The sequence below is a fragment of the Xanthobacter pollutisoli genome, assembly GCF_040044995.1.
Lineage (GTDB): Bacteria > Pseudomonadota > Alphaproteobacteria > Rhizobiales > Xanthobacteraceae > Xanthobacter.
This window is the reverse complement of sequence record NZ_JBDZDP010000035.1, coordinates 1-17455: the sequence shown is the minus strand read 5'-3', so window position 1 is coordinate 17455 and position 17455 is coordinate 1. Positions and strand designations below refer to the sequence as shown.

Annotated in this window: 17 protein-coding genes, 1 tRNA gene and 1 pseudogene; 14 read left to right on the top strand and 5 right to left on the bottom strand. The window is 67.3% G+C overall.

Annotated features, from left to right (window positions below; genetic code table 11):
- Nucleotides 1-650: 650 nt before the first annotated feature.
- The 4 genes and pseudogenes from gspG to ABLE93_RS25595 all read left to right on the top strand — a co-directional run.
- A complete protein-coding gene (gspG, locus tag ABLE93_RS25610) occupies nt 651-1163 on the top strand; it encodes a type II secretion system major pseudopilin GspG (RefSeq protein ID WP_348842508.1) in 513 nt (170 codons plus the stop codon).
- A gap of 371 nt (nt 1164-1534) precedes the next feature.
- Entirely contained in the window at nt 1535-1828 is a 294-nt protein-coding gene (locus ABLE93_RS25605; RefSeq protein WP_348842507.1) for a hypothetical protein, read from the top strand.
- A gap of 96 nt (nt 1829-1924) precedes the next feature.
- Nucleotides 1925-2545, top strand: coding sequence for a TIGR02466 family protein (locus tag ABLE93_RS25600; protein WP_348842506.1), 621 nt, complete (start codon nt 1925-1927; stop codon nt 2543-2545).
- A 33-nt stretch (nt 2546-2578) separates the two neighbouring features.
- Nucleotides 2579-2875, top strand: a pseudogene (locus ABLE93_RS25595) (copper resistance protein CopC); the annotation flags it as partial.
- A gap of 52 nt (nt 2876-2927) precedes the next feature.
- On the opposite strand, the gene ABLE93_RS25590 reads toward ABLE93_RS25595, so the two are convergent.
- Nucleotides 2928-5606 carry a fused MFS/spermidine synthase gene (locus tag ABLE93_RS25590; RefSeq protein ID WP_348842505.1) on the bottom strand — a complete coding sequence of 893 codons (2679 nt, stop codon included), beginning with the start codon at nt 5604-5606 and terminating at the stop codon, nt 2928-2930.
- Nucleotides 5607-5696: 90 nt separating this feature from the next.
- Nucleotides 5697-7607 carry a hypothetical protein gene (locus ABLE93_RS25585; RefSeq protein ID WP_348842504.1) on the bottom strand — a complete coding sequence of 637 codons (1911 nt, stop codon included), beginning with the start codon at nt 7605-7607 and terminating at the stop codon, nt 5697-5699.
- A 297-nt stretch (nt 7608-7904) separates the two neighbouring features.
- Between ABLE93_RS25585 and ABLE93_RS25580 the strand changes: the two genes are divergently transcribed.
- Genes ABLE93_RS25580 through ABLE93_RS25565 form a run of 4 tightly spaced genes read left to right on the top strand, consistent with a single transcriptional unit; the run spans nt 7905 to nt 11008 of the window.
- The gene (locus ABLE93_RS25580) at nt 7905-8774 is read left to right on the top strand and encodes a peptidylprolyl isomerase (protein WP_348842503.1); all 870 of its coding nucleotides are present in this window, start codon (nt 7905-7907) and stop codon (nt 8772-8774) included.
- 2 nt (nt 8775-8776) lie between these two features.
- Complete coding sequence (locus ABLE93_RS25575; protein ID WP_348842502.1) at nt 8777-9742, top strand: HupE/UreJ family protein; 966 nt, start codon at nt 8777-8779, stop codon at nt 9740-9742.
- A 37-nt stretch (nt 9743-9779) separates the two neighbouring features.
- The gene (locus ABLE93_RS25570) at nt 9780-10394 is read left to right on the top strand and encodes a HupE/UreJ family protein (RefSeq protein ID WP_348842501.1); all 615 of its coding nucleotides are present in this window, start codon (nt 9780-9782) and stop codon (nt 10392-10394) included.
- Complete coding sequence (locus ABLE93_RS25565; protein WP_348842500.1) at nt 10391-11008, top strand: HupE/UreJ family protein; 618 nt, start codon at nt 10391-10393, stop codon at nt 11006-11008. Before ABLE93_RS25570 ends, ABLE93_RS25565 begins: the two co-directional genes overlap by 4 nt.
- A 475-nt stretch (nt 11009-11483) precedes the next feature.
- On the opposite strand, the gene ABLE93_RS25560 is transcribed toward ABLE93_RS25565, so the two are convergent.
- On the bottom strand, nt 11484-12245 hold the full coding sequence (locus ABLE93_RS25560; RefSeq protein WP_348842499.1) for an outer membrane protein: 762 nt from the start codon (nt 12243-12245) through the stop codon (nt 11484-11486).
- Between the two features lie 468 nt (nt 12246-12713).
- Between ABLE93_RS25560 and ABLE93_RS25555 the strand changes: the two genes are divergently transcribed.
- The 3 genes from ABLE93_RS25555 (at nt 12714) to ABLE93_RS25545 (ending at nt 14047) form a co-directional block, all read left to right on the top strand.
- Entirely contained in the window at nt 12714-13466 is a 753-nt protein-coding gene (locus ABLE93_RS25555) for an AzlC family ABC transporter permease (protein ID WP_348842498.1), read from the top strand.
- A complete protein-coding gene (locus tag ABLE93_RS25550; RefSeq protein ID WP_348842497.1) occupies nt 13463-13810 on the top strand; it encodes an AzlD domain-containing protein in 348 nt (115 codons plus the stop codon). The genes ABLE93_RS25555 and ABLE93_RS25550 overlap by 4 nt, the downstream gene beginning before the upstream one ends.
- Before the next feature lie 160 nt (nt 13811-13970).
- Nucleotides 13971-14047 (top strand) — tRNA-Met (locus tag ABLE93_RS25545).
- Here the strand turns inward: ABLE93_RS25545 and ABLE93_RS25540 are convergent.
- Together ABLE93_RS25540 and ABLE93_RS25535 are read right to left on the bottom strand one after the other, a co-directional pair.
- On the bottom strand, nt 14004-15758 hold the full coding sequence (locus tag ABLE93_RS25540; protein WP_229646959.1) for a recombinase family protein: 1755 nt from the start codon (nt 15756-15758) through the stop codon (nt 14004-14006). The genes ABLE93_RS25545 and ABLE93_RS25540 overlap by 44 nt on opposite strands.
- Nucleotides 15759-15777: 19 nt before the next feature.
- Nucleotides 15778-16005, bottom strand: a complete 228-nt coding sequence (locus tag ABLE93_RS25535) for a hypothetical protein (protein WP_229644185.1) — start codon at nt 16003-16005, stop codon at nt 15778-15780.
- A 252-nt stretch (nt 16006-16257) separates the two neighbouring features.
- On the opposite strand from ABLE93_RS25535, the gene ABLE93_RS25530 reads away from it, so the two are divergent.
- Genes ABLE93_RS25530 through ABLE93_RS25520 form a run of 3 tightly spaced genes read left to right on the top strand, consistent with a single transcriptional unit; the run spans nt 16258 to nt 17419 of the window.
- The gene (locus ABLE93_RS25530; RefSeq protein WP_012116544.1) at nt 16258-16560 is read left to right on the top strand and encodes a hypothetical protein; all 303 of its coding nucleotides are present in this window, start codon (nt 16258-16260) and stop codon (nt 16558-16560) included.
- Nucleotides 16557-17000, top strand: coding sequence for a type II toxin-antitoxin system VapC family toxin (locus ABLE93_RS25525; RefSeq protein WP_012116545.1), 444 nt, complete (start codon nt 16557-16559; stop codon nt 16998-17000). The genes ABLE93_RS25530 and ABLE93_RS25525 overlap by 4 nt, the downstream gene beginning before the upstream one ends.
- Nucleotides 16997-17419 carry a hypothetical protein gene (locus ABLE93_RS25520; protein ID WP_348842496.1) on the top strand — a complete coding sequence of 141 codons (423 nt, stop codon included), beginning with the start codon at nt 16997-16999 and terminating at the stop codon, nt 17417-17419. Before ABLE93_RS25525 ends, ABLE93_RS25520 begins: the two co-directional genes overlap by 4 nt.
- The last annotated feature ends 36 nt before the right edge of the window (nt 17420-17455 follow it).

Below are 17455 nucleotides of genomic sequence, written 5' to 3'. Positions count from 1 at the left end.
CGCTCTCCGCCCCGCTGGCGAAATACTCCACCGGGCGGCGGTCGTCGGGGATCTGCTGCTGCGCCGGCGCCGGCGCCATCGGCCGCGGCGAAAGGTCCAGAGCCCGAACCTGATCCATCGGGCTCAGGGGTCGCGTGTCCTCAGGCAAAAACGAGCAGCCCCCGAGGAGAACACCGAGCAACAGAGCGCAGAGGGTCCGCGGGCCAGATCTGCGGGCGGGGACGAAGAGGCGCACGGGGGCGGTGCGCACGGGAACGGCGCAGACGCGAGGAGGGCCGCCTGCCTTCGAGCCGGCCCGGTCTGCATGAAAGGTCCCCACAACTCCACCCGATGCCTCGTTGCACGCCGGCTTCCGACGCGACGGTCACCCGAGGCCCGCGGCGGTAAATTCCTAGTATCGTCGGCATGTGACAGAAATATTGGGGTGCTGTACACAACCTATCCGCGCCAATTCCCCAATAATGCCACCGCATCAGCTCGTTACAATAGCGTCATCTGCATGCCGTCAAAGCTTCATCCGGCCTGACCATGATGCGCCCGGCCCGGGCGATGACGTCCGAACGACGCCCTTAAGCCCGAGGCCGCGCAGGTTTCGCGGCCAAGACCATGGCAGGGGCTCAGCCATTGCGGGCCCGTCCGGCGATCGGCCAATGCATCGGAAGAGAAGCGTGAACGCAGGGTCTTTCAGGTCAGCCGCCCGTGGGGCACCGCGATTTGGGCGCGTCCATGGTTCCAGCCGCCGCCGACGGCGCGCCCAGGCGGGCTACACGCTGGTGGAACTGCTGGTGGTCATCACCATCATCGGCCTCATCGTCGCTCTGGTGGGGCCGCGGGTGCTGGGCTATCTCGGCGACTCCAAGATTAAGACGGCGAAGATCCAGATCCAGGGCTTTTCCAGCGCCCTCGATCTCTATTATCTCGACGCTGGTCGCTATCCCTCCACGTCGGAAGGCCTCGCCGCGCTGGTCCAGCGCACGCCGGGGATCGCCACCTGGAACGGGCCGTACCTCAAGGCCGGCACGCTGCCCAACGACCCCTGGGGCAAGCCCTACGTCTATCGCGCGCCCGGCGAGCACGGGCCCTACGACATCGTGTCGCTCGGACCGGACGGCCAGCAGGGCGGAACCGGGTCCGCCGCCGACATCACGAGCTGGGCGCGGTGAGGTTCTTCCGCACTTTGTTGCGCGCCTTTGCGCTGGCGGGCCTTGCGGCAGCGCCTCTTGCGTCGGGCGTGACGGTGGCCGGCCCGATGGACGGGGGGCAATCCGTCGGCTCTTTCGACGGCGGCCCCTCGAGCAGCGGATTTTCCGCGCTTTCGGGAGACGGGCCCACTCCGGCCGCGGGGCCTGCGCCGACGGGAAATCCGCTCTGGAAAATCCCGCTCGACGCACTCTCCGCTACGCGCGAACGGCCCCTCTTCGCGCCGACGCGCCGGCCGCGGCCACCCGCCACGACCATTGCCCCGCCAGCGCCCGCCGCCGCCCCGGCAGCTCCGACACCGCTGAAGCCGCGCCTCACGCTCATCGGGACAGTGGTGAGCACCGATGACAATTTCGCCTTGTTCCTCGATCCCTCCGGCCGCGGTGCGGTGCAACTGCGCGTTGGCGAAAGTCACGACGGCTGGGTGTTGCGTTCCGTCAGCGTCCGCGACGTGCTCTTGCAGAACGGGCGCGCCTCGGCGGTTCTCGCGCTGCCGTCGGCCGAGCGCGGCGAAAGCGCGCCCGTGCAGGCGCGCGCCCCGGTCGCCGGCGCGACGCGTGTCGCGGCGGAGCACATCGTCGTGCCGCGCCGCGCCGCCCCGCCAGCCCTCGACTATGCGGACCATTGACCGCGGCCGGCTCCGCAGCGGGCCGTCATGCGCGGGTCATGACCGGCAGGGAAAGTGCCGGCTCCCTTTCAGCAGCGCGAGACGACGGGCAGAATCGTGAGCCAGATCATCGGACTGTTTCCCACCCCCGTCATGCGGGCGCCAGGCGTGCTGAGCCCCGAGGACGTGGCGGCCTTCGCCGAAGAGGCGGTGGCCTCCACCTCGCTCACCAATGCCTATTCGGACCTTCTCTCCCACACTCCGGTGGCCGGCGTGGAGGCCAACAGCAACTTCAGCCGGCTCGGCGGGCTCGTGGGACCGAAGGTGGTGGAATTCGGCGAAGTGCTGTTCGGCGAGGCGCTGGCCTGGCGGATCAAGGAGATCTGGGTGAACGTCCTGGAGCCCGGCGGGCGGCAGGCGATCCACACCCACGCCAACAGCTTCATCTCGGGGGTGGTCTATCTCACAGAGGCGCATCCCTCCGCCAACCTCGTCTTTCACAAGGCCATCGGCGGCTCGAACTTCATTTTCGGCAATTCCAATCCCCGTGCCAAGGTCAACGCCTTCAACGGCGGCAAGTGGGCGATGCCCGAGACCCGGGCCGGCGATCTTGTGCTGTTCCCGAGCTATCTGCTGCACGAAGTGCCGCCGAACCACGGCGCGCGGCGCATCTCCATCGCCTTCAACGCCATTCCCGAGCGGCTCGACAATTTCGGCTACGCCATCGGCTTTTCCTGACGGCCTTCTGCCGCGCAAGACCCGGAGGATCCCATGACACCGCGCTACGCCCTCGGCGCTCTCGTCCTTGTGGCGAGCGCGTTCGCCGCCGCCTCGGCCCAGGCGCAATGCGCCTTCGACCAGTCGATCCCCAATGCCAACGACATTCTCAAGGATCCGCAACCGGCGGTGACCATCGACTTCACCGACGAGTTCGAGCTGCAGGACGTGCGCCTGCGGGGGCCCGACAATGCCGATTGGCCCATCGACTGGGTGCGGGTGCCCGAGCAGGTGCGCCGCACCGAGTTCCGCGTGAGCGCGCCGCTGCCGCCCGGCCGGTATATGATCGAGTGGAACGGCTACCTGCGCCGCCACCGTCATCCCGATGGCGGCTCGATTCCCTTTACCGTGTTGGCGACCGGCGAGGCCCCGCCGGAGGCGAACCCGGCGGCAGCACCGCAAGCAGGCGCCGCGCCTCGGGCCGCGAAGGGTTCGCCCTATCCAGCATTTCTAGGAGCTGGCGCGCCGCAGCCGGGTCGCTGACCGAGAGCTGCCGCGCCATGGCGATGACGGGGGCGTAGGCCGCCTCGAAATCGGGGCTGAGCCGCACCAGGGCGACCAGCTTGGGCGCGATGTCGGCGATCAGCGCCTGCGGTGCGGCCGCGGCGCCCGCGGATCGTGCCGCGAGCGTGCTGGCGCCGATGGCGAGATAGGCGTCGCGCGCTTTCCAATAGGCCGCGAGGCGCTGCTGCGTGTTGCCGTCGGACACCACCTGCGATGCGCGCGGCGACAGGCGTGACAGCAGCGCCACCAGACGGTCGGCAGGCGTATCGCTGCTGGCATAGGCGACGCGCGGCGCCTCGGCGGTGACGAGGGGGTGGTCGTCGGTGTTCAGCCGGCCGGGTCCGGCGAAGGCCGAGAGCTGCTCGGCGCCCGCAAGATAGAGGCCGAACAGGGAGAGGTCGTCCTTCAGGTCGAGGGCGGACAGCCGGGCCGACAGCGCCGGATCGCCGGCGCGGCGGGCAAGCCAGCCGGCGGGGTAGGGGATTTGTGCGCCGTCCGGACCGCCCACACGGCCCACCAGGGCAACGAGCGGGGTTTCGACGCTGAACTGCGCCAGATAGGCGTCGCTCTGCGGGAACACGTCGAGGAAGGTGCGCACGATCACCTTCAAGGTGCCGATGTCCAACTGGTGGAGCGGCAGCCACTGGCAGAATACGCCGGCCGGCGCCAGCCGCTCGCGGATCGCGGCGAAATGCTCGCGGGCATAGAGCGCGCCCGAGCCGTCCACGGAGGGGTGGTAGAGGTCGGCGATGATCACGTCATAGGGTTTGCCCGCGCTGCGGACGAAGCGGCGCGCATCGGCGATGTGAACGCGGATGCGCGAATCATTCCCAAGGCCCGGCGCCGATTGGGCGAAGAAGGGGAAGGTCTCCACCACCTCGGGCACCAGCTCCACTCCGTCCGCCGCGAGGCCGGGATGGTCCGCGGCAGCCGACAGGGTCGCGCCCGTGCCCAGGCCGAGGAACAGCGCCCGCTTCGGATCCGGATGCAGCAGGAGCGGAATATGCGCCTGCCGGTGGTCCGAGCGCATGGAGGCGCTGCCGCCCATGCGGAAATGGTTGTTCACCTGAAGGTGCTGGTCGCCCACGCCGTTGCGCACCACGCTCACCGCCGCCATCACCCCATCGCGATGCCACAGCAGCGCCCCGCCGGGCGGGATCGGCACGAAGCGCAAGGAGACCGGCGCCAGCACCAGCGCCAGGGTGGCGGCGGCGACGGATCCGGCGGCGAGGGTCGCGGGCCGGCGCAGGTCGGGCAAGGCGAGGAGATAGCCGAGCGCGATCACGGCGAAGGCTGCTTTGGCGCCGAGCAGCGGGAGCAGCACGGGGCCGAACAGGATAGGCGCGAGGGCGGCACCCAGGGTGTTGGCGGCCAGCGCATCGCCCACCCCGCCGGCGCGGTCGCTGGCGGCCTGCGCCAGCTGGGTGAACAGCGCGCCCATGGCGATGGTGGGAGGCAGGAAGGTGAGGGCGGCAATCGCCAGCTCCGCGCCAAGCCGGCCTTCCACCGTCGCCGGCAGCAGGTTGCGCAGCGTGTCGAGCAAGACGTCGGACACACCGAGCAGGGCGGCTCCGGCGAGGCAGGCGAGGGCGGTGGCGGCGACGAGAGTGGAGGTCAGCCGGCGCGGGTCCGCCCGGCCGGCGAAGCGGTGGTGCAGGCCGGCCCCCAGCGCGGTCCCCGCGAGGTAGGCGGCAAGCAGCAAGGCGAAGGTGTAGATGGTGTTTTCGAGGATTTGGCTCAACACCCGGACCGTCAGCACCTCGTAGCCGATGCCGAGAAGTCCGGTGATGAAAAGGCCGGCGAGAGGCGCGCGCCCCTGCGCTGACCGGTCCGGGCTGGCAATGGCGCGACGGGCTGCGGGGCGAACCAGTAGGAGCGCGGCGCAGCCGAAGTTCAGGAACGCGCACACAGCCAGCGTCGTGGAAAGACCGACGGCGGGAATGAGAAGGAAGGCCGTGGCGAGTGTGCCGGCGACCGCCCCCAGCGTGTTGGCGGCATAGACCGGACCCACTGCGCCGCCCGAGGCGAGGAGCGGGGCGAGCATGGCTTCGAGCGCCGGCAGGGTGGCTCCCATGGCGAGGGTCGCCGGCAGCAGCAGAAAGAGGGGCAGGCTGAACGCCACGAGCCACTGGGCGACGGCGCTGGCATCGAGGGGCAGCACGGCCGGAACGAGGCGCGTGGCGAGCGGTGACAGGACGATGAGGGCGAGAGCCCACACGCCGATGACCACTTCCAGCCCGGCATACCAGAAGGCGGGGCGCCCGGAGCGGGCGATGCGGCGGCCGAGGAGCAGGCTGCCCAAGGCGAGGCCGGCGAACAAAGCGGAGACCACGCCGAGGACGGCGACGATCTCGTGCCCCAGCGCCACGGCCAGCATGCGGGCCCAGACGATCTCGTAGCCGAGCCCTGCGAAGCCCGAGGTGAAGGCGACCGTCGAAACCGCCACGAGACGAATGCGCGCGGCCGCGAGCGGGGCGGCGGGGGGCGGCGCGGGCGAGGCCACGCGGGCGTCGGACATCGGGACCTTGTTCCTACGGCAAGAAACGCCCGGGGGCCTGTGCGGCTCCCGGGCGCTGGACGTTGCGGTGGGCGGCTTTTGCCGCCGCGATCACTTCTTCAGCGAGATCGCCAGGGCGCCGTTGGTCTCCACGAGGAGCTTCGGCTGGTCGGCGACACGGATGAAGATGGGGTTGGTGTAGAACCACAGGTCGGACCAGCCGGCCACGTCGTAGCTGGAGATCTTCTTGCCGTCGCGCACCACCATGTGCGCGGGGCAGGCGGCGTCATTGCAGGGCACGTACGGGCCCTGCGTGGCGTTCTCCGGATCCCAGTCGTTGAGCGGGTTGCCCTGGGCGTCGGTCTCGGCCGGGACCGAGGCCGGCAGGTTGCTGCCGCGGGCGCGGACGTACATGTTGTTCTGCACGTTGGCGATGGTCACGACCATCGTCCGCTTCTGGCCCTTGGCGGTCCACTTGGTGGCGTCGAACGAGGCGAACGAGGCCGCGGTCGGGTTGCTGGCGTTGGTGTAGTTGGCGCTGGAGGGCGCCACCACCCCGGTCACGTTGCCCTTGATGAACTGGACCTGACGCAGCGTCGGCCGGTTGAGAGCTTCCTTGATCCCGATCTGCGCGAGAGAGGGATTGTTGAAGCTGTAGGGCGAGTTGTTGACGGCGGTCGGCAGGTTCACCTCGAGGGTGAGCTGCACCGAGCGGCCGCGGGGGACGACCAGCGTCTGGCCCATCTTGGCGGAGCCCGCAGCCGCATAGCCGATCACGCTGGCGGTGTAGCTCAGCTCGCCGGTGATGAGGTCACCCATCACCGAGTAGGAGTTGCCCGAGCGGACGCCATCCACCACCACCTGCGGACGCAGGGCGGTGCCGGCGGCCGGGCGCGGCACGTAGAGCTTCTGGTACTCGCCGGGATAGAAGTCGGCGGTGGTCGACTTCTCGTAGATGCTGAAGGCGCCGCGGTTGTGCCAGTCGGAGCTGGCGTAGAAGAACCAGTTGCGGCCTTCGCCCAGCATGGCGTCCCACAGGCCGCCGATCTTCGCGGCATAGATGCCGGTGCCGCCGAAGGTGGTCACGCCCACCGAATCGCAGCCCGTGCCGCAGAAGCCCGCGCGGTATTCACCGCGGTTGTTGGAGGCCTGGTGGCCGGGCTGGCTCTCGAAGCCGACGGCGACGGTCGGGCCCGCGTTGTTGAAGTCGCGGAAGTGCTCGACGTTGAAGCCGTTGTTGCCGTTGGGGTTGAACACGCCGGCGCGCTCGACGTGGGCGGGCACGTAGTAGCTGTCCAGCGGGTAATACTTCTGCATCCAGGCGACGCTGGGCACAGCCTTGTTCTGGTGGTTGAGCAGGCCCGAGCCGGTGCCGGAGGCGTTCGCAACCTTGCCTTCCCAATTGTGGTTGGGCGCACCCTTGCTGAAGTCGGTGTCCGAGCGGTCGAAGCGGTACTCGAACTCGGCGACCGCGCCGGCATCGCCCACGTCGCCGCCGAAGTTCTGCGGCTTCTGGTTGCCGATCACCGTCATGGAGGTGTGCTCATGGCCCGGCACGTTGGTCTCGATGCCGGCGTAGAGCATGGGCTTGTTGAGCTGCTTCGCGAGGCGGGTGAGCTCGGGGTAGATGATCTCCTCGGCAGACTGCCAGCGCCACATGGAGCGATGGCCGCCGGACATGGCCACGTCGCCCTTGACGGCAGTCACGGGGGCTACGTCCCAGAACTTTCCGGTGCCGGTGTTGGAGCCGTCGCCTTCCGGGTCGTCCACCCGGCAGTCGCGCGGGCTCGATCCGCCATGGTCGGCGGCGCCCAGCCACTCAAGGCCGAAGCTCTGCACGGCCTTCTTCACCATGGTCTCGACCGACGAGCGGCCGTCCGAGCATGGCGTGTGGTTATGGAAGTCGCCTGCCATGTAGCTGTCGGCGAACGACGGCGCCTCAGGCACCACCATGGCGCCACCGGCCACCGCGAGCGCCGAGGCTCCTACGATGAGCTGCTGCGCCAGCATCCCCTTTTTCATTCTCCAACCCCTTCGCTGCCTTCGGATGTCGAGAATCCGATGGCCCTCTACTATCGGTGTTCTGTGACCTCTTCCTGAAGCTTCCGTGACGGCCGCGAATGTAAGCCGAATAAGTAATTTTTAGCCCGTCATTCCAAAGTATTCGCCGGCTTCGCGCCCGCGTGCCCGAGGCCTGCGCCAATCCGTTGCCGGCTGCGCTGTCATGAGTCCGACACCACCGGGCCAGTAGGAGAGGGCCGGCGGGGCGGCTCGGGTCGGCCCGGCCCGGCAGCGGCGTGCGCGAAGGGGGACGGAGCGGTGGCGGCATCAGGCAGGAACGAGGGCGCGCAGCGGCCCGGCGGCGGGGCTGGCACCCTGCGGGGGTTCGTGGTGCGGCTGCTTCGCGAGCCGTTGATTCAGTTCATGCTGATGGGGGCGACGATCTTTGCCGTGCATGCCGCGGTCACCCCGTCCGTCAGCAAGGAGCGGCTGATCGAGGTCACCCCCGAGGTGCGCCAGTCGATCATTGACGCTTTCAAGCCCGAGCACGAGGGGCGCGAGCCCGGTGCCGACGAACTCAAGCGCCTCATCGACCTGTGGATCCTCAACGAGATCACCTTCCGCGAGGCGCTCGCCCAGGGCCTCGATAAGGGCGACGAGATGATTCGGGACCGCATCACGCACAAGATGCGGCTCCTCATCTTCAACGGCGTCCAGGTGGATGAGCCTTCCAACGCAGAGCTTGCCGCCTGGTACGAGCGGCGCCGCGCCGATTACGACATTCCCGATTTCGTCAGCTTCATCGACGTCGCCTTTTCCGGCCCCGCCGCCGAGGCCGAGGCGCGCACGGTGCTGGAGCAGATCCTGGCCGGTACCGAATCGGAGGAGGTGCAGCGGCGCGCCACCATCTTCGGCCAGCGGCCGCGGCAGTCTTTGGAGCCTTCATTCGGCAAGGCGTTCGTGGACCAGCTGGTGGAGGGCTCGCCCGGCACATGGCGCGTGCTGGCGGCGGCCGACGGATGGCACGTGGTGCGCCTCGACACCTTCGTGCCCGGCCGGAAGGTCGATCTTTCCGAGGTCGGGTCCCAGGTGGCCCAGACCTGGAAGGACGAGCGACGCCGCATCCTCGCCATCGCGGCGACTCGCGATCTCGGCAAGGCCTATGTGATCCGGCGCGACGAGCCATGATGATGCGTTTCCTTCCGCGGATGCGATGGCTCGGGGCGCTCGGCGCGCTCCTGCTGGTGCTGTGCGGCCTCGCTCAGGCGGCGCGCGCCCACGAGGCGACCATGGCGGTGCTGACGTTGCGCGAGATCGCGCCGGGCCGCTTCATCGGCCAGTGGACCATGCCGCCCACCGATCCGACGCTGCAGCCCATCTTTCCGCCCCACTGCCGCTGGGAAGCGCCGGAGCTCATCTGCGGAGAGCGCGGGCTGGTGGGCCGGCTGAGCTTCATGGGGCTCGGCAGCAAGCAGTCGGTGGCGACCATCCGGGTCCTGCCTCACGACGGGCCCATGGAGGCCTATACGGTGAGTGCCGCCAAGCCGTTCGCCACGGCGGCGCGCAATCCCGGCACCGACCTCGTCGTCTGGCGCGAGCTGGCCGAGACCTATGTGAACCTCGGCATCGACCATATCCTGCGCGGCATCGACCATTTGCTGTTCGTGCTGGGCCTCATCTGGCTGGTGCGGGGCGGCTGGAAGCTGGTGAAGACCATCACCGCCTTCACGGTGGGCCACAGCCTGTCGCTGGCGGCGGCGACCTTTGGCTGGGTCGGCGTACCGGAGCGTCCGCTGAATGCGGCCATCGCCCTCAGCATCGTCTTCGTAGGCGTCGAGATCGTGAAGCTCCAGCGCGGGGAGGAGGGGCTCACCGCGCGCTATCCCTGGACCGTCGCCTTCGCCTTCGGCCTGCTGCACGGCCTCGGCTTCGCCAGCGCCCTGACCAGCCTCGGCATCCCGCAGGCGACGCTGCCTATCGCGCTGCTGTTCTTCAACGTGGGCGTCGAGATCGGCCAGCTCATGTTCGTGATGGTGGTGCTGGCGCTGCTCTGGGCGCACCGGCAGGCGCAGGCGCTGCTGCCGCGATGGGGTGCTGCCATCCCGGCCTATGTCATCGGCTCCGTCGCCTCCTTCTGGTTCCTGACCCGGATATGAGCGCCGAAGGCGCCCGCTTTTCCTTGCGAGGATCATGATGATGACCAGGATTGCTCCCTTTTCCCGCCTGACGCTGGCGCTGGCGCTGTGCGCCATTCCGCTGGCGCCCGCCCTCGCCCATACCGGATCCGGCGTGCAGGAGGGCGTTCTCAGCGGCTTCCTCCATCCGCTGCTCGGGCCGGACCATCTCGTCGCCATGGTGGCGGTGGGCCTGTGGGGCGCGCAGCTCGGCAATCCCGCCATCTGGGTGCTTCCCATCACCTTCCCATTGGTGATGGCGGTGGGCGGCCTGCTCGGCATCAGCGGCATCGATATTCCCTTCGTCGAGCCGCTCATCGCCATCTCGGGCATTGCCCTCGGCATGATGGTGGCGCTCAACGTGCGTCCGCCCTTGTGGGCCGCGGCCATCCTCGTCGGTGTGTTCGCGGTCTTCCACGGCTATGCCCATGGCCAGGAGCTGCCGGAGGCGGCCGACGCCGTCGCCTATGCGGTTGGCTTCGTGGTGGCCACGGGGATGCTGCATCTCCTCGGCATCCTCATCGGCGTGCTGGTGCGCTGGGAGGCGGGGGCCGCGGCGGTGCGCGCCTGCGGCGCGGCCATCGGCTGCGTCGGCTTTTATTTCCTGCTCGGGGCGGTCGGGATCATCGCATGAGGCGCGCAGCACGACTTCTCGCGCTCGCGGCCGCGCTGGCGCTCACGCCCGGGGTGGCCGAAGCCCATCTGGTGGACACGCGGCTCGGCGATTTCTACAGCGGCGCGCTCCACCCCCTCACCGATCTCCAGCAAGTGCTGCCCTGGATCGCCCTGGCGGTGCTTGCCGCCTTCCAGGGCGCCGCGCGCGCCCGGTGGGTGGTCCTCGCCTTTCCCCTGGCCCTTCTGGCCGGGGCAATGGCGGAAATGGTGCTGCAGCTTCCCACCGAGGCGCCGATCCTCGGCCTGGTCCTCGTGGCCGCCATGGGGCTTGCAGTCGCCGCGGCGGCGCGGCTGCCACTGCCGGCGCTCATCGCCCTCGCCGTCGTTGCCGGCCTGCTCCATGGCGCGCAGAACGCTGCCACCATGGGGCCTGCCACCGACCGCCTTCTGTTCATCTCGGGCATGATTGCGAGCGGCTACGCGGTGGTAACGCTGGGAATCGGTGCTGCCATCGCCTTCCTGCGCGGCGGGACCTGGCGGCCGATCGCGTTGCGGGCCGGGGGCAGCTGGGTGGCGGCCGTGGGCATCATGGTGCTCGGGCTGCAGATGATGACCCGTGCCGCCGCCGGCTGAGTTCCACGCAGGGCGACGCGATACGCGAGCGGAGGGCTCGGCGCGCTCCCGTCCAGTCATTCTTCCGCGATGTCTTCTGAAAGGTGTCGTTCCGGCCTGCTGGGCGGGCGCGCCGGCGTAGGCCGGCTGCGAGAATCGCGTGGCGGCATCGCGGCGGCCTCCCTCACTTCTCTGACCGCAGTGCACTTGCCCGCACCGTCGCCCAGGCCGAACCAGCCGGCCCAGACGGCTTCGCCCTGTCTTCCGTCTTTCGGACGCTATCGCGTCCCGTAACGCACGCGCTCGACCCCGCATATCATGGCCCCCGGCCTTCGGCGTCGGATCAGCCTGACGCGGCGGCGCGCGGGGAATTCGATGCGACGGCGCGCTGCGGTCGGCCTGCCACTGCCGTCTTGATCCCGGCGCGCAAAAAAAGAGCCCCAGCAAAGCCGGGGCTCGAGAGGGATCGCCGGGCTGGGGGCCGGGCGGTCAGGCATCAGAAGCGGTAGTTGATACCGAACTTCACGGCCTGAACGGTCTGGTCCACCGTCGCCACGTAGGGGTTGATGAAGGTGTTCGGCACGAAGGCGAAGGTCACGTCGCTGCTGCCGAGATCGATGTAGTTGTACTCGATCTTGGCCGACCAGTTGTTGAAGAACGCCCACTCCACGCCGGCGCCCAAGGTCCAGCCCCAGCGGGTGCTGTCGGCGGTGGCGCTGTAGCCGAACGGCGCGGGGGCCGTGCTGCCAGCGGTGTGCGAAGTGGTGGCCCAGGCCGCGCCGCCCTTGGCGTAGAGCAGGATGCGGTCGTAGGCGACGCCGAGGCGCGCGGTGATGGTGCCAAGCGCGTCGATCTTGGAGGTGCAGGCGTCGTTGCTCTGGATGCAGCTCGGCGCGATGCCGTTGTAATAGCTGCCGCTGCCGGAGATGTCCGACCACACCGCGTCGGCTTCGACGCCGAGCACGATGTTGTTGATCTGCCAGTTGTAGCCGACCTGGCCGCCGAGCATCCAGCCGTCGGTGGAGTACTCAGCGTCGACCGGGCTGATGGTGGACGGGTTCAGCGGATCGAAGGAGTTGCTGAAGTCGTTCTGCCCCCAGCCGTAGCCGGCCTGAGCACCGATGTAGAAGCCGGTCCAGCTGAACGGCGCCGCGACGGGCGCCTTGGTGACCGGCTTCATGGCGAGGTCGGCAGCCTGAGCGGCGCCGCCGGCCATCAGCACGGCGAGAATGTTGGTTACGAGCAGCGACCTGCGCATGTGAGAATCCCCGAGCCCAAAGTGAAGCAGGATGAGAGGGGTGATACCCCACTTCGGTCGCCAGCACTGTCTCCCTGCGGCAACACTCGGCACCGTCCGGACTGTCATACCATAGACAAAAATAAGTAATATAAGAGTCTGTATAATAGGCTTTGTCTGCGTCTCGGCGTCATATTCGGCTATTCGCCGCGTGACCACTTCGGCCATCACTGCACGCGAGTAGTAGGCGGTCGAACTATTGTGTCGATTGTGATGCGGCTCAATAATGGATCGCCTGACCTTGGCGCTCGACTGAAACGCATATGGAGGGACGCATAGGCGGGTGACCCGCCCCAAGGCTTCCCTGCACGCATGGCACCGGGGTCCGCTCTGCGGCGGAATGCCTCCCCGCGTCCATTGGGCGATGCTATGGAGGATCAGCCGCCTCAGGGCCGCATCCCCTGTTTCCTGCCCGAGGAATCTTGCCGCGTGAACGCCCCGCCCGCGAGACTTCACGTCCATCACTCGCCGCTCGTCTGGTTTTTCAAGGGCGTGGGCAGCGCCGTGTCGGTGCCGGCCATCGTCCTTTTCGCGAGCTATCTCGGATTTGGCGCCGTCCTACAAAGCATGGGCTTTCCCATCGGCGCGGGCGTCGCATCCACCTTCCTCGTCTGGGCGCTTCCGGCCCAGCTGATCCTCATGGGCGGGCTTGCCGCCGGCACGGCGCTCCCGGCGGTGGCGCTGGCGGTGGCGCTCTCATCCATGCGGCTGCTGCCCATGGTGGTCTCGGTGGCGCCCTATATGCGCGGGCCGCGCCGCAGCCTGCTGTGGGAGCTGGTCTGCGCCCATTACGTCGCCATGACCGTGTGGCTCGAGGGGCTGCGCCTGCTGCCGCACCTGCCCGGCGAGGCGCGGGTGCCGTTCACGCTTGGCCTTGGCAATGCGCTGATCGCGGTGAGCTGCCTCGGCACCCTTGCCGGCTATTCCATGGCAGGAGAAGTGCCCGCCTGGTTCTCCGCCGGCCTGCTCCTGCTCACGCCGCTGAGCTTCACCGTGCTGATGGTGCGCAACGCCGCCGCACCGACCGACTGGCTCGCCCTCGCCGCGGGATTCTTCCTTATGCCCCTCTCCATGAGTCTTGACGGGTTCGACCTGCTCATCGCCGGCATCGGCGGCGGCACCGCGGCCTTTGCGGTGGGTCGGCTGCTGGAGCGGCGCCGCAGCGCGGGACCCGTCCGATGAACGGCCAGCTGAGCGAAGGCGCGGCCCTGCTGCTGGTGGTGCTGCTCGGTTTCCTGCCCACTGAGGTCTGGCGCAGCCTCGCCGTGGTGGCGGGGCGGCGGGTGTCCGACGGCAGCCCCCTGTTCCATTGGGTGAAAGCGGTGGCGACGGCGCTTCTGGCGGCCGTGGTCGCCCGTCTCCTGTTCAACCCGGCCGGGGCGCTCGCTGCCGTCCCGCTTGCGCTGCGGCTCGGCGCCGTTGCCGCTGGCGTCTGCGGCTTCACCCTGCTGCGCCGCTCGGTGTTCGCCGGCGTCCTGGTGGGCGAGGTGGTCCTCATCGGCGGGGCCTGGCTGCTCACCGGCTGATCGTCGAGGCAAGCCTTGAGTACGCAGGCTTCAGCGGTCGTCCGTCCACAGGCTTCGGCGAGGGCGGCATTTTTTTAGGCGCCTGCCCTTTCAATCACCGGCAGGGATTGCTACATACGCCTCGCCGATGGCCGGTTCGCCGGCTCATTTTCGGCTCTGACGCGGGGTGGAGCAGCCCGGTAGCTCGTCAGGCTCATAACCTGAAGGTCGCAGGTTCAAATCCTGCCCCCGCAACCATCTCAAATTGCGATACCAAATCGCGCAAATCAGCCGCCCCCACCGGGCGGCTTTTTTGCGTTCGCAAGTTCTGATCAGAGCAGGTCCCCGCAACCATCTCGACTTGCGATCGGCCCGCCCCTCTGGCGGGCCGTTTGCTTTTGAGCGAAATCGCAAGAATTCCAGCCAGATCACCTCGCACGTCGACCCGAAGCTCGCCTTCTGCCGGCGTCAGGATGATCTCCTTCACCAGCGAGCGAATCAGGTCGGCCGCCGTCATCCGCTTTTCCTCCGAATCCTCCTGAAGCGCCGCATACAGCTCATCCACCTGGGCGTGGTAGTGATGCGCCATGTTTGGATGCAGGAGGGGCGGCGGCTCCTGGGCGTCCTGCAGGAACGCTTTTAGCTCCTTCTGGCGAGCCTCCAGCTCCTTCATCTGCTTCATCATCCGGGTGGGGGCGTCGTCGCTGTCGGACGCGAGGATGAGCTTCATCAACTTGTCGAGTTCCCGGTCGATTCGCTTGATCTCGGCCTCGGCCGCATCGATCGACGCTCGGCCTTCCATGCGCAGCCGATTCATCTCGCGGGTGAATTCCTCGCAGAATTCTTTGAACAGCGCTGGGTCCATCAGGTGATGGCGCAGCGCGTTCAGGACGCGCGCCTCGAACTGATCGCGCCGGATGTTCCTGCGATTGTCGCAAGTGCCCTTATTCCGGGCTGTCGAGCAGCCAACCAGGTCAGCCGAGATCATCGAATAGCCACCGCCACAGCAGGCGCACTTGGTCAGGCCCGAGAAAAGGTATTTGGGGCGCCGACGTTCCCGGAAGTGGTTCTCGGTCTCGCCGTTGTCGCTACGGTTCAGTTTGACCGCTTTCTGGCGATCCTTGACCGCCCGCCACAGCTCGTCGTCAAGGATGCGCAACTCGGGCACATCCTGGGTGATCCAGTCCTCCTCCGGGTTTATGCGCGCCTGGCGCTTGCCAGTGTCCGGGTCTTTGATGAAGCGCTGACGGTTCCAGACCAGCTTGCCAACGTACATCTCGTTGTTGAGGATTCCGTTGCCGCGCTTCGGATTGCCGTTGATCGTGCTGAAGCCCCATTCTCCACCGCCCGGCGCGGAGATGCCCTCCTTGTTCAGCTCGAAGGCAATTCGCTTCGCCGACTTTCCGGCCGAATAGTCACGGAAGATGCGGCGGATGACCCCCGCCTGAAACTCGTTGATGGTCCGGTCGCCGCGTATGGGCTCGCCGCCGGCGTCGAACTTCTTCACCACATCATAGCCATAGGCGTTGCCGCCGCCGGACTTGCCCATCTCGACGCGCCCGCGCTGGCCTCGGCGCGTCTTGTCGGCGAGATCCTTGAGGAACAGGGCGTTCATCGTGCCCTTCAGACCGACATGCAGATGCGTGACTTCGCCCTCGGAGAGCGTGACGATCTTCACGTCCGCATAGGCCATGCGCTTGTAGAGGCCGGCAATGTCCTCCTGATCGCGCGAAAGACGATCCATCGCCTCGGCCAGCACGTACTGGAAACGGCCGCGCGCTGCGTCCGAGATCAGGGCTTGGATACCGGGACGAAGAAGGGAGGCGCCGGAAATGGCGTGGTCGGTATATTCCTCGACCACCTGCCAACCCTGCTTCTCGGCATGGAGGCGGCAGATGCGGAGCTGGTCGGCGATGGAGGCGTCGCGCTGATTGTCGGACGAATAGCGGGCGTAGATCGCGACTTTCAAAGCGCACTCTCCTGAGGTGTCAGGAGCGCGTCGTGCTGCGTTCCTTCATCTGCTCTTCGAACACCTCCCGCGCAGCACGACGGGCGAGCAGGCGAGCCAACTCGCTCAGGCGCGGGTCGGGACCGTCGCCGCGGCGCACGAGCGACAGTTCCGGCTCGACGAGCCGAAGCGCGCTCCTTTGCTGCTGGCGTTTGTCCTGGTCCATCGTTGCGCCGTTCGATAGCGATTGCAAGTTGATCGGCTTCACGATTGTTGTGAATCGAAGTATAAGCAACGCAAATCAACGGAGAGTATTCGACGGCATTCGGCATATTGTTGCTGGTGCTGGCGCCATCCGGCGTAGAAAAGCGCATCACAGCAGACGGAAAATACCGGCATCGGATGGCGCGGCGATCCGCTCTCTGGCCAAGCCTGTCTGAAACGCGTTTCGCCATCGCGTCCTCACTTGTCTGCACAACAAATCTGGGCTATATATCCAGATATAGCATGGAGGGTGGCCATGGGCAATGCTGCACAGAAGAGAGCGATCCAGAATTACCGCGCCCGTCTGACGCAGCGCGGCTTCACGCGCTTCGAGATCATGGCGCTCGAATCCGATCGCGAGCTGATACGCGCTCTTGCCCGTCGTCTGGCTGAGGAAGGGCCGGAAGCGGAGCAGGTTCGCGCGGCCGTGAAGACAGTCGTCGCTGGCGAACCACCCAAGCCCGGCGGCATCCTCACCGCTTTACGCCGCTCGCCGCTGGTGGGCGCGGAGCTTGATCTTTCCCGCCCGCGTGAAGAGGGGCGTAAGGTCGATCTGTGACGCGCTATCTCCTCGATACCAACATCATCAGCAATATCGTCAAGCCGCAGCCGTCGGCGTCGTTGCTGGCTTGGATGGCAACACAGCGCGACGAGGACCTGTTTATTGCGTCATTGACCGTCGCTGAAATTCGACGTGGCATTCTGGAAAAGCCCCGCGGCAAGAAACGCGATGCGCTCGACGCCTGGTTTGTCGGGCCGGAGGGGCCGCAGGCCCTGTTCACGGGCCGCATTTTATCCTTCGACGCCAAGGCCGGCCTGATCTGGGCGCGGCTGATGGCGGAGGGCAAGGTGGCGGGTCGTCCCCGTAGCGGACTCGACATGATCATCGCCGCCGTCGCCGGTGCGAATGAATGCGTCGTGGTGACTGACAACGAGAAGGACTTCGCCGGGCTCCAGATCATCAATCCGTTGCGTGGCGGCCTGGAGGGGGAAAAATGAAGATGGCGCCGCCGCCTGTACCCATCGAGTACCAGCTCATCGGTCTGACCGAAGACGGCAATGCTGGAGATCTCCTGCTTGGGCTTGACCAGAAACAGGGGCGAGTTCGCCTCCAAGCTCTGATCTCCGAATGGCTACGCATGGAAAACCTCGTGGTTTTGACGGGTTCCGGTACGTCGGTTTCAGCCGGCGGGAAGACCATGGCGAATCTTGAAACCGCTGTCTTCGAAACGATCGAGGCCCTCCCGGATGTGCCTGCCTCAATCGGCCCCATCATCAAGGCGCGGAGGGACGCCGTCTGGCTGGCTAATTTTATCGATGAACCGACGCTAGGCCGTGTGGACGAATTTGATCAAGCAGAGGCCTGCGGCGAAACTGACGATGGATCGGAAGTTTCGAGCCGTCTTTTCGCAGCGTAGCGCGACGCGCTTGAAGCGTTTGATGCGTCCCATGCC

Bases quoted from the DNA above. Each gene is read 5' to 3' on its own strand.
- gspG (WP_348842508.1), top strand. From the start codon at position 651: ATGCATCGGAAGAGAAGCGTGAACGCAGGGTCTTTCAGGTCAGCCGCC.
- ABLE93_RS25590 (WP_348842505.1), bottom strand. From the start codon at position 5,606: ATGTCCGACGCCCGCGTGGCCTCGCCCGCGCCGCCCCCCGCCGCCCCG.
- ABLE93_RS25585 (WP_348842504.1), bottom strand. From the start codon at position 7,607: ATGAAAAAGGGGATGCTGGCGCAGCAGCTCATCGTAGGAGCCTCGGCG.
- ABLE93_RS25575 (WP_348842502.1), top strand. From the start codon at position 8,777: ATGCGTTTCCTTCCGCGGATGCGATGGCTCGGGGCGCTCGGCGCGCTC.
- ABLE93_RS25570 (WP_348842501.1), top strand. From the start codon at position 9,780: ATGATGACCAGGATTGCTCCCTTTTCCCGCCTGACGCTGGCGCTGGCG.
- ABLE93_RS25565 (WP_348842500.1), top strand. From the start codon at position 10,391: ATGAGGCGCGCAGCACGACTTCTCGCGCTCGCGGCCGCGCTGGCGCTC.
- ABLE93_RS25560 (WP_348842499.1), bottom strand. From the start codon at position 12,245: ATGCGCAGGTCGCTGCTCGTAACCAACATTCTCGCCGTGCTGATGGCC.
- ABLE93_RS25550 (WP_348842497.1), top strand. From the start codon at position 13,463: ATGAACGGCCAGCTGAGCGAAGGCGCGGCCCTGCTGCTGGTGGTGCTG.
- ABLE93_RS25530 (WP_012116544.1), top strand. From the start codon at position 16,258: ATGGGCAATGCTGCACAGAAGAGAGCGATCCAGAATTACCGCGCCCGT.
- ABLE93_RS25520 (WP_348842496.1), top strand. From the start codon at position 16,997: ATGAAGATGGCGCCGCCGCCTGTACCCATCGAGTACCAGCTCATCGGT.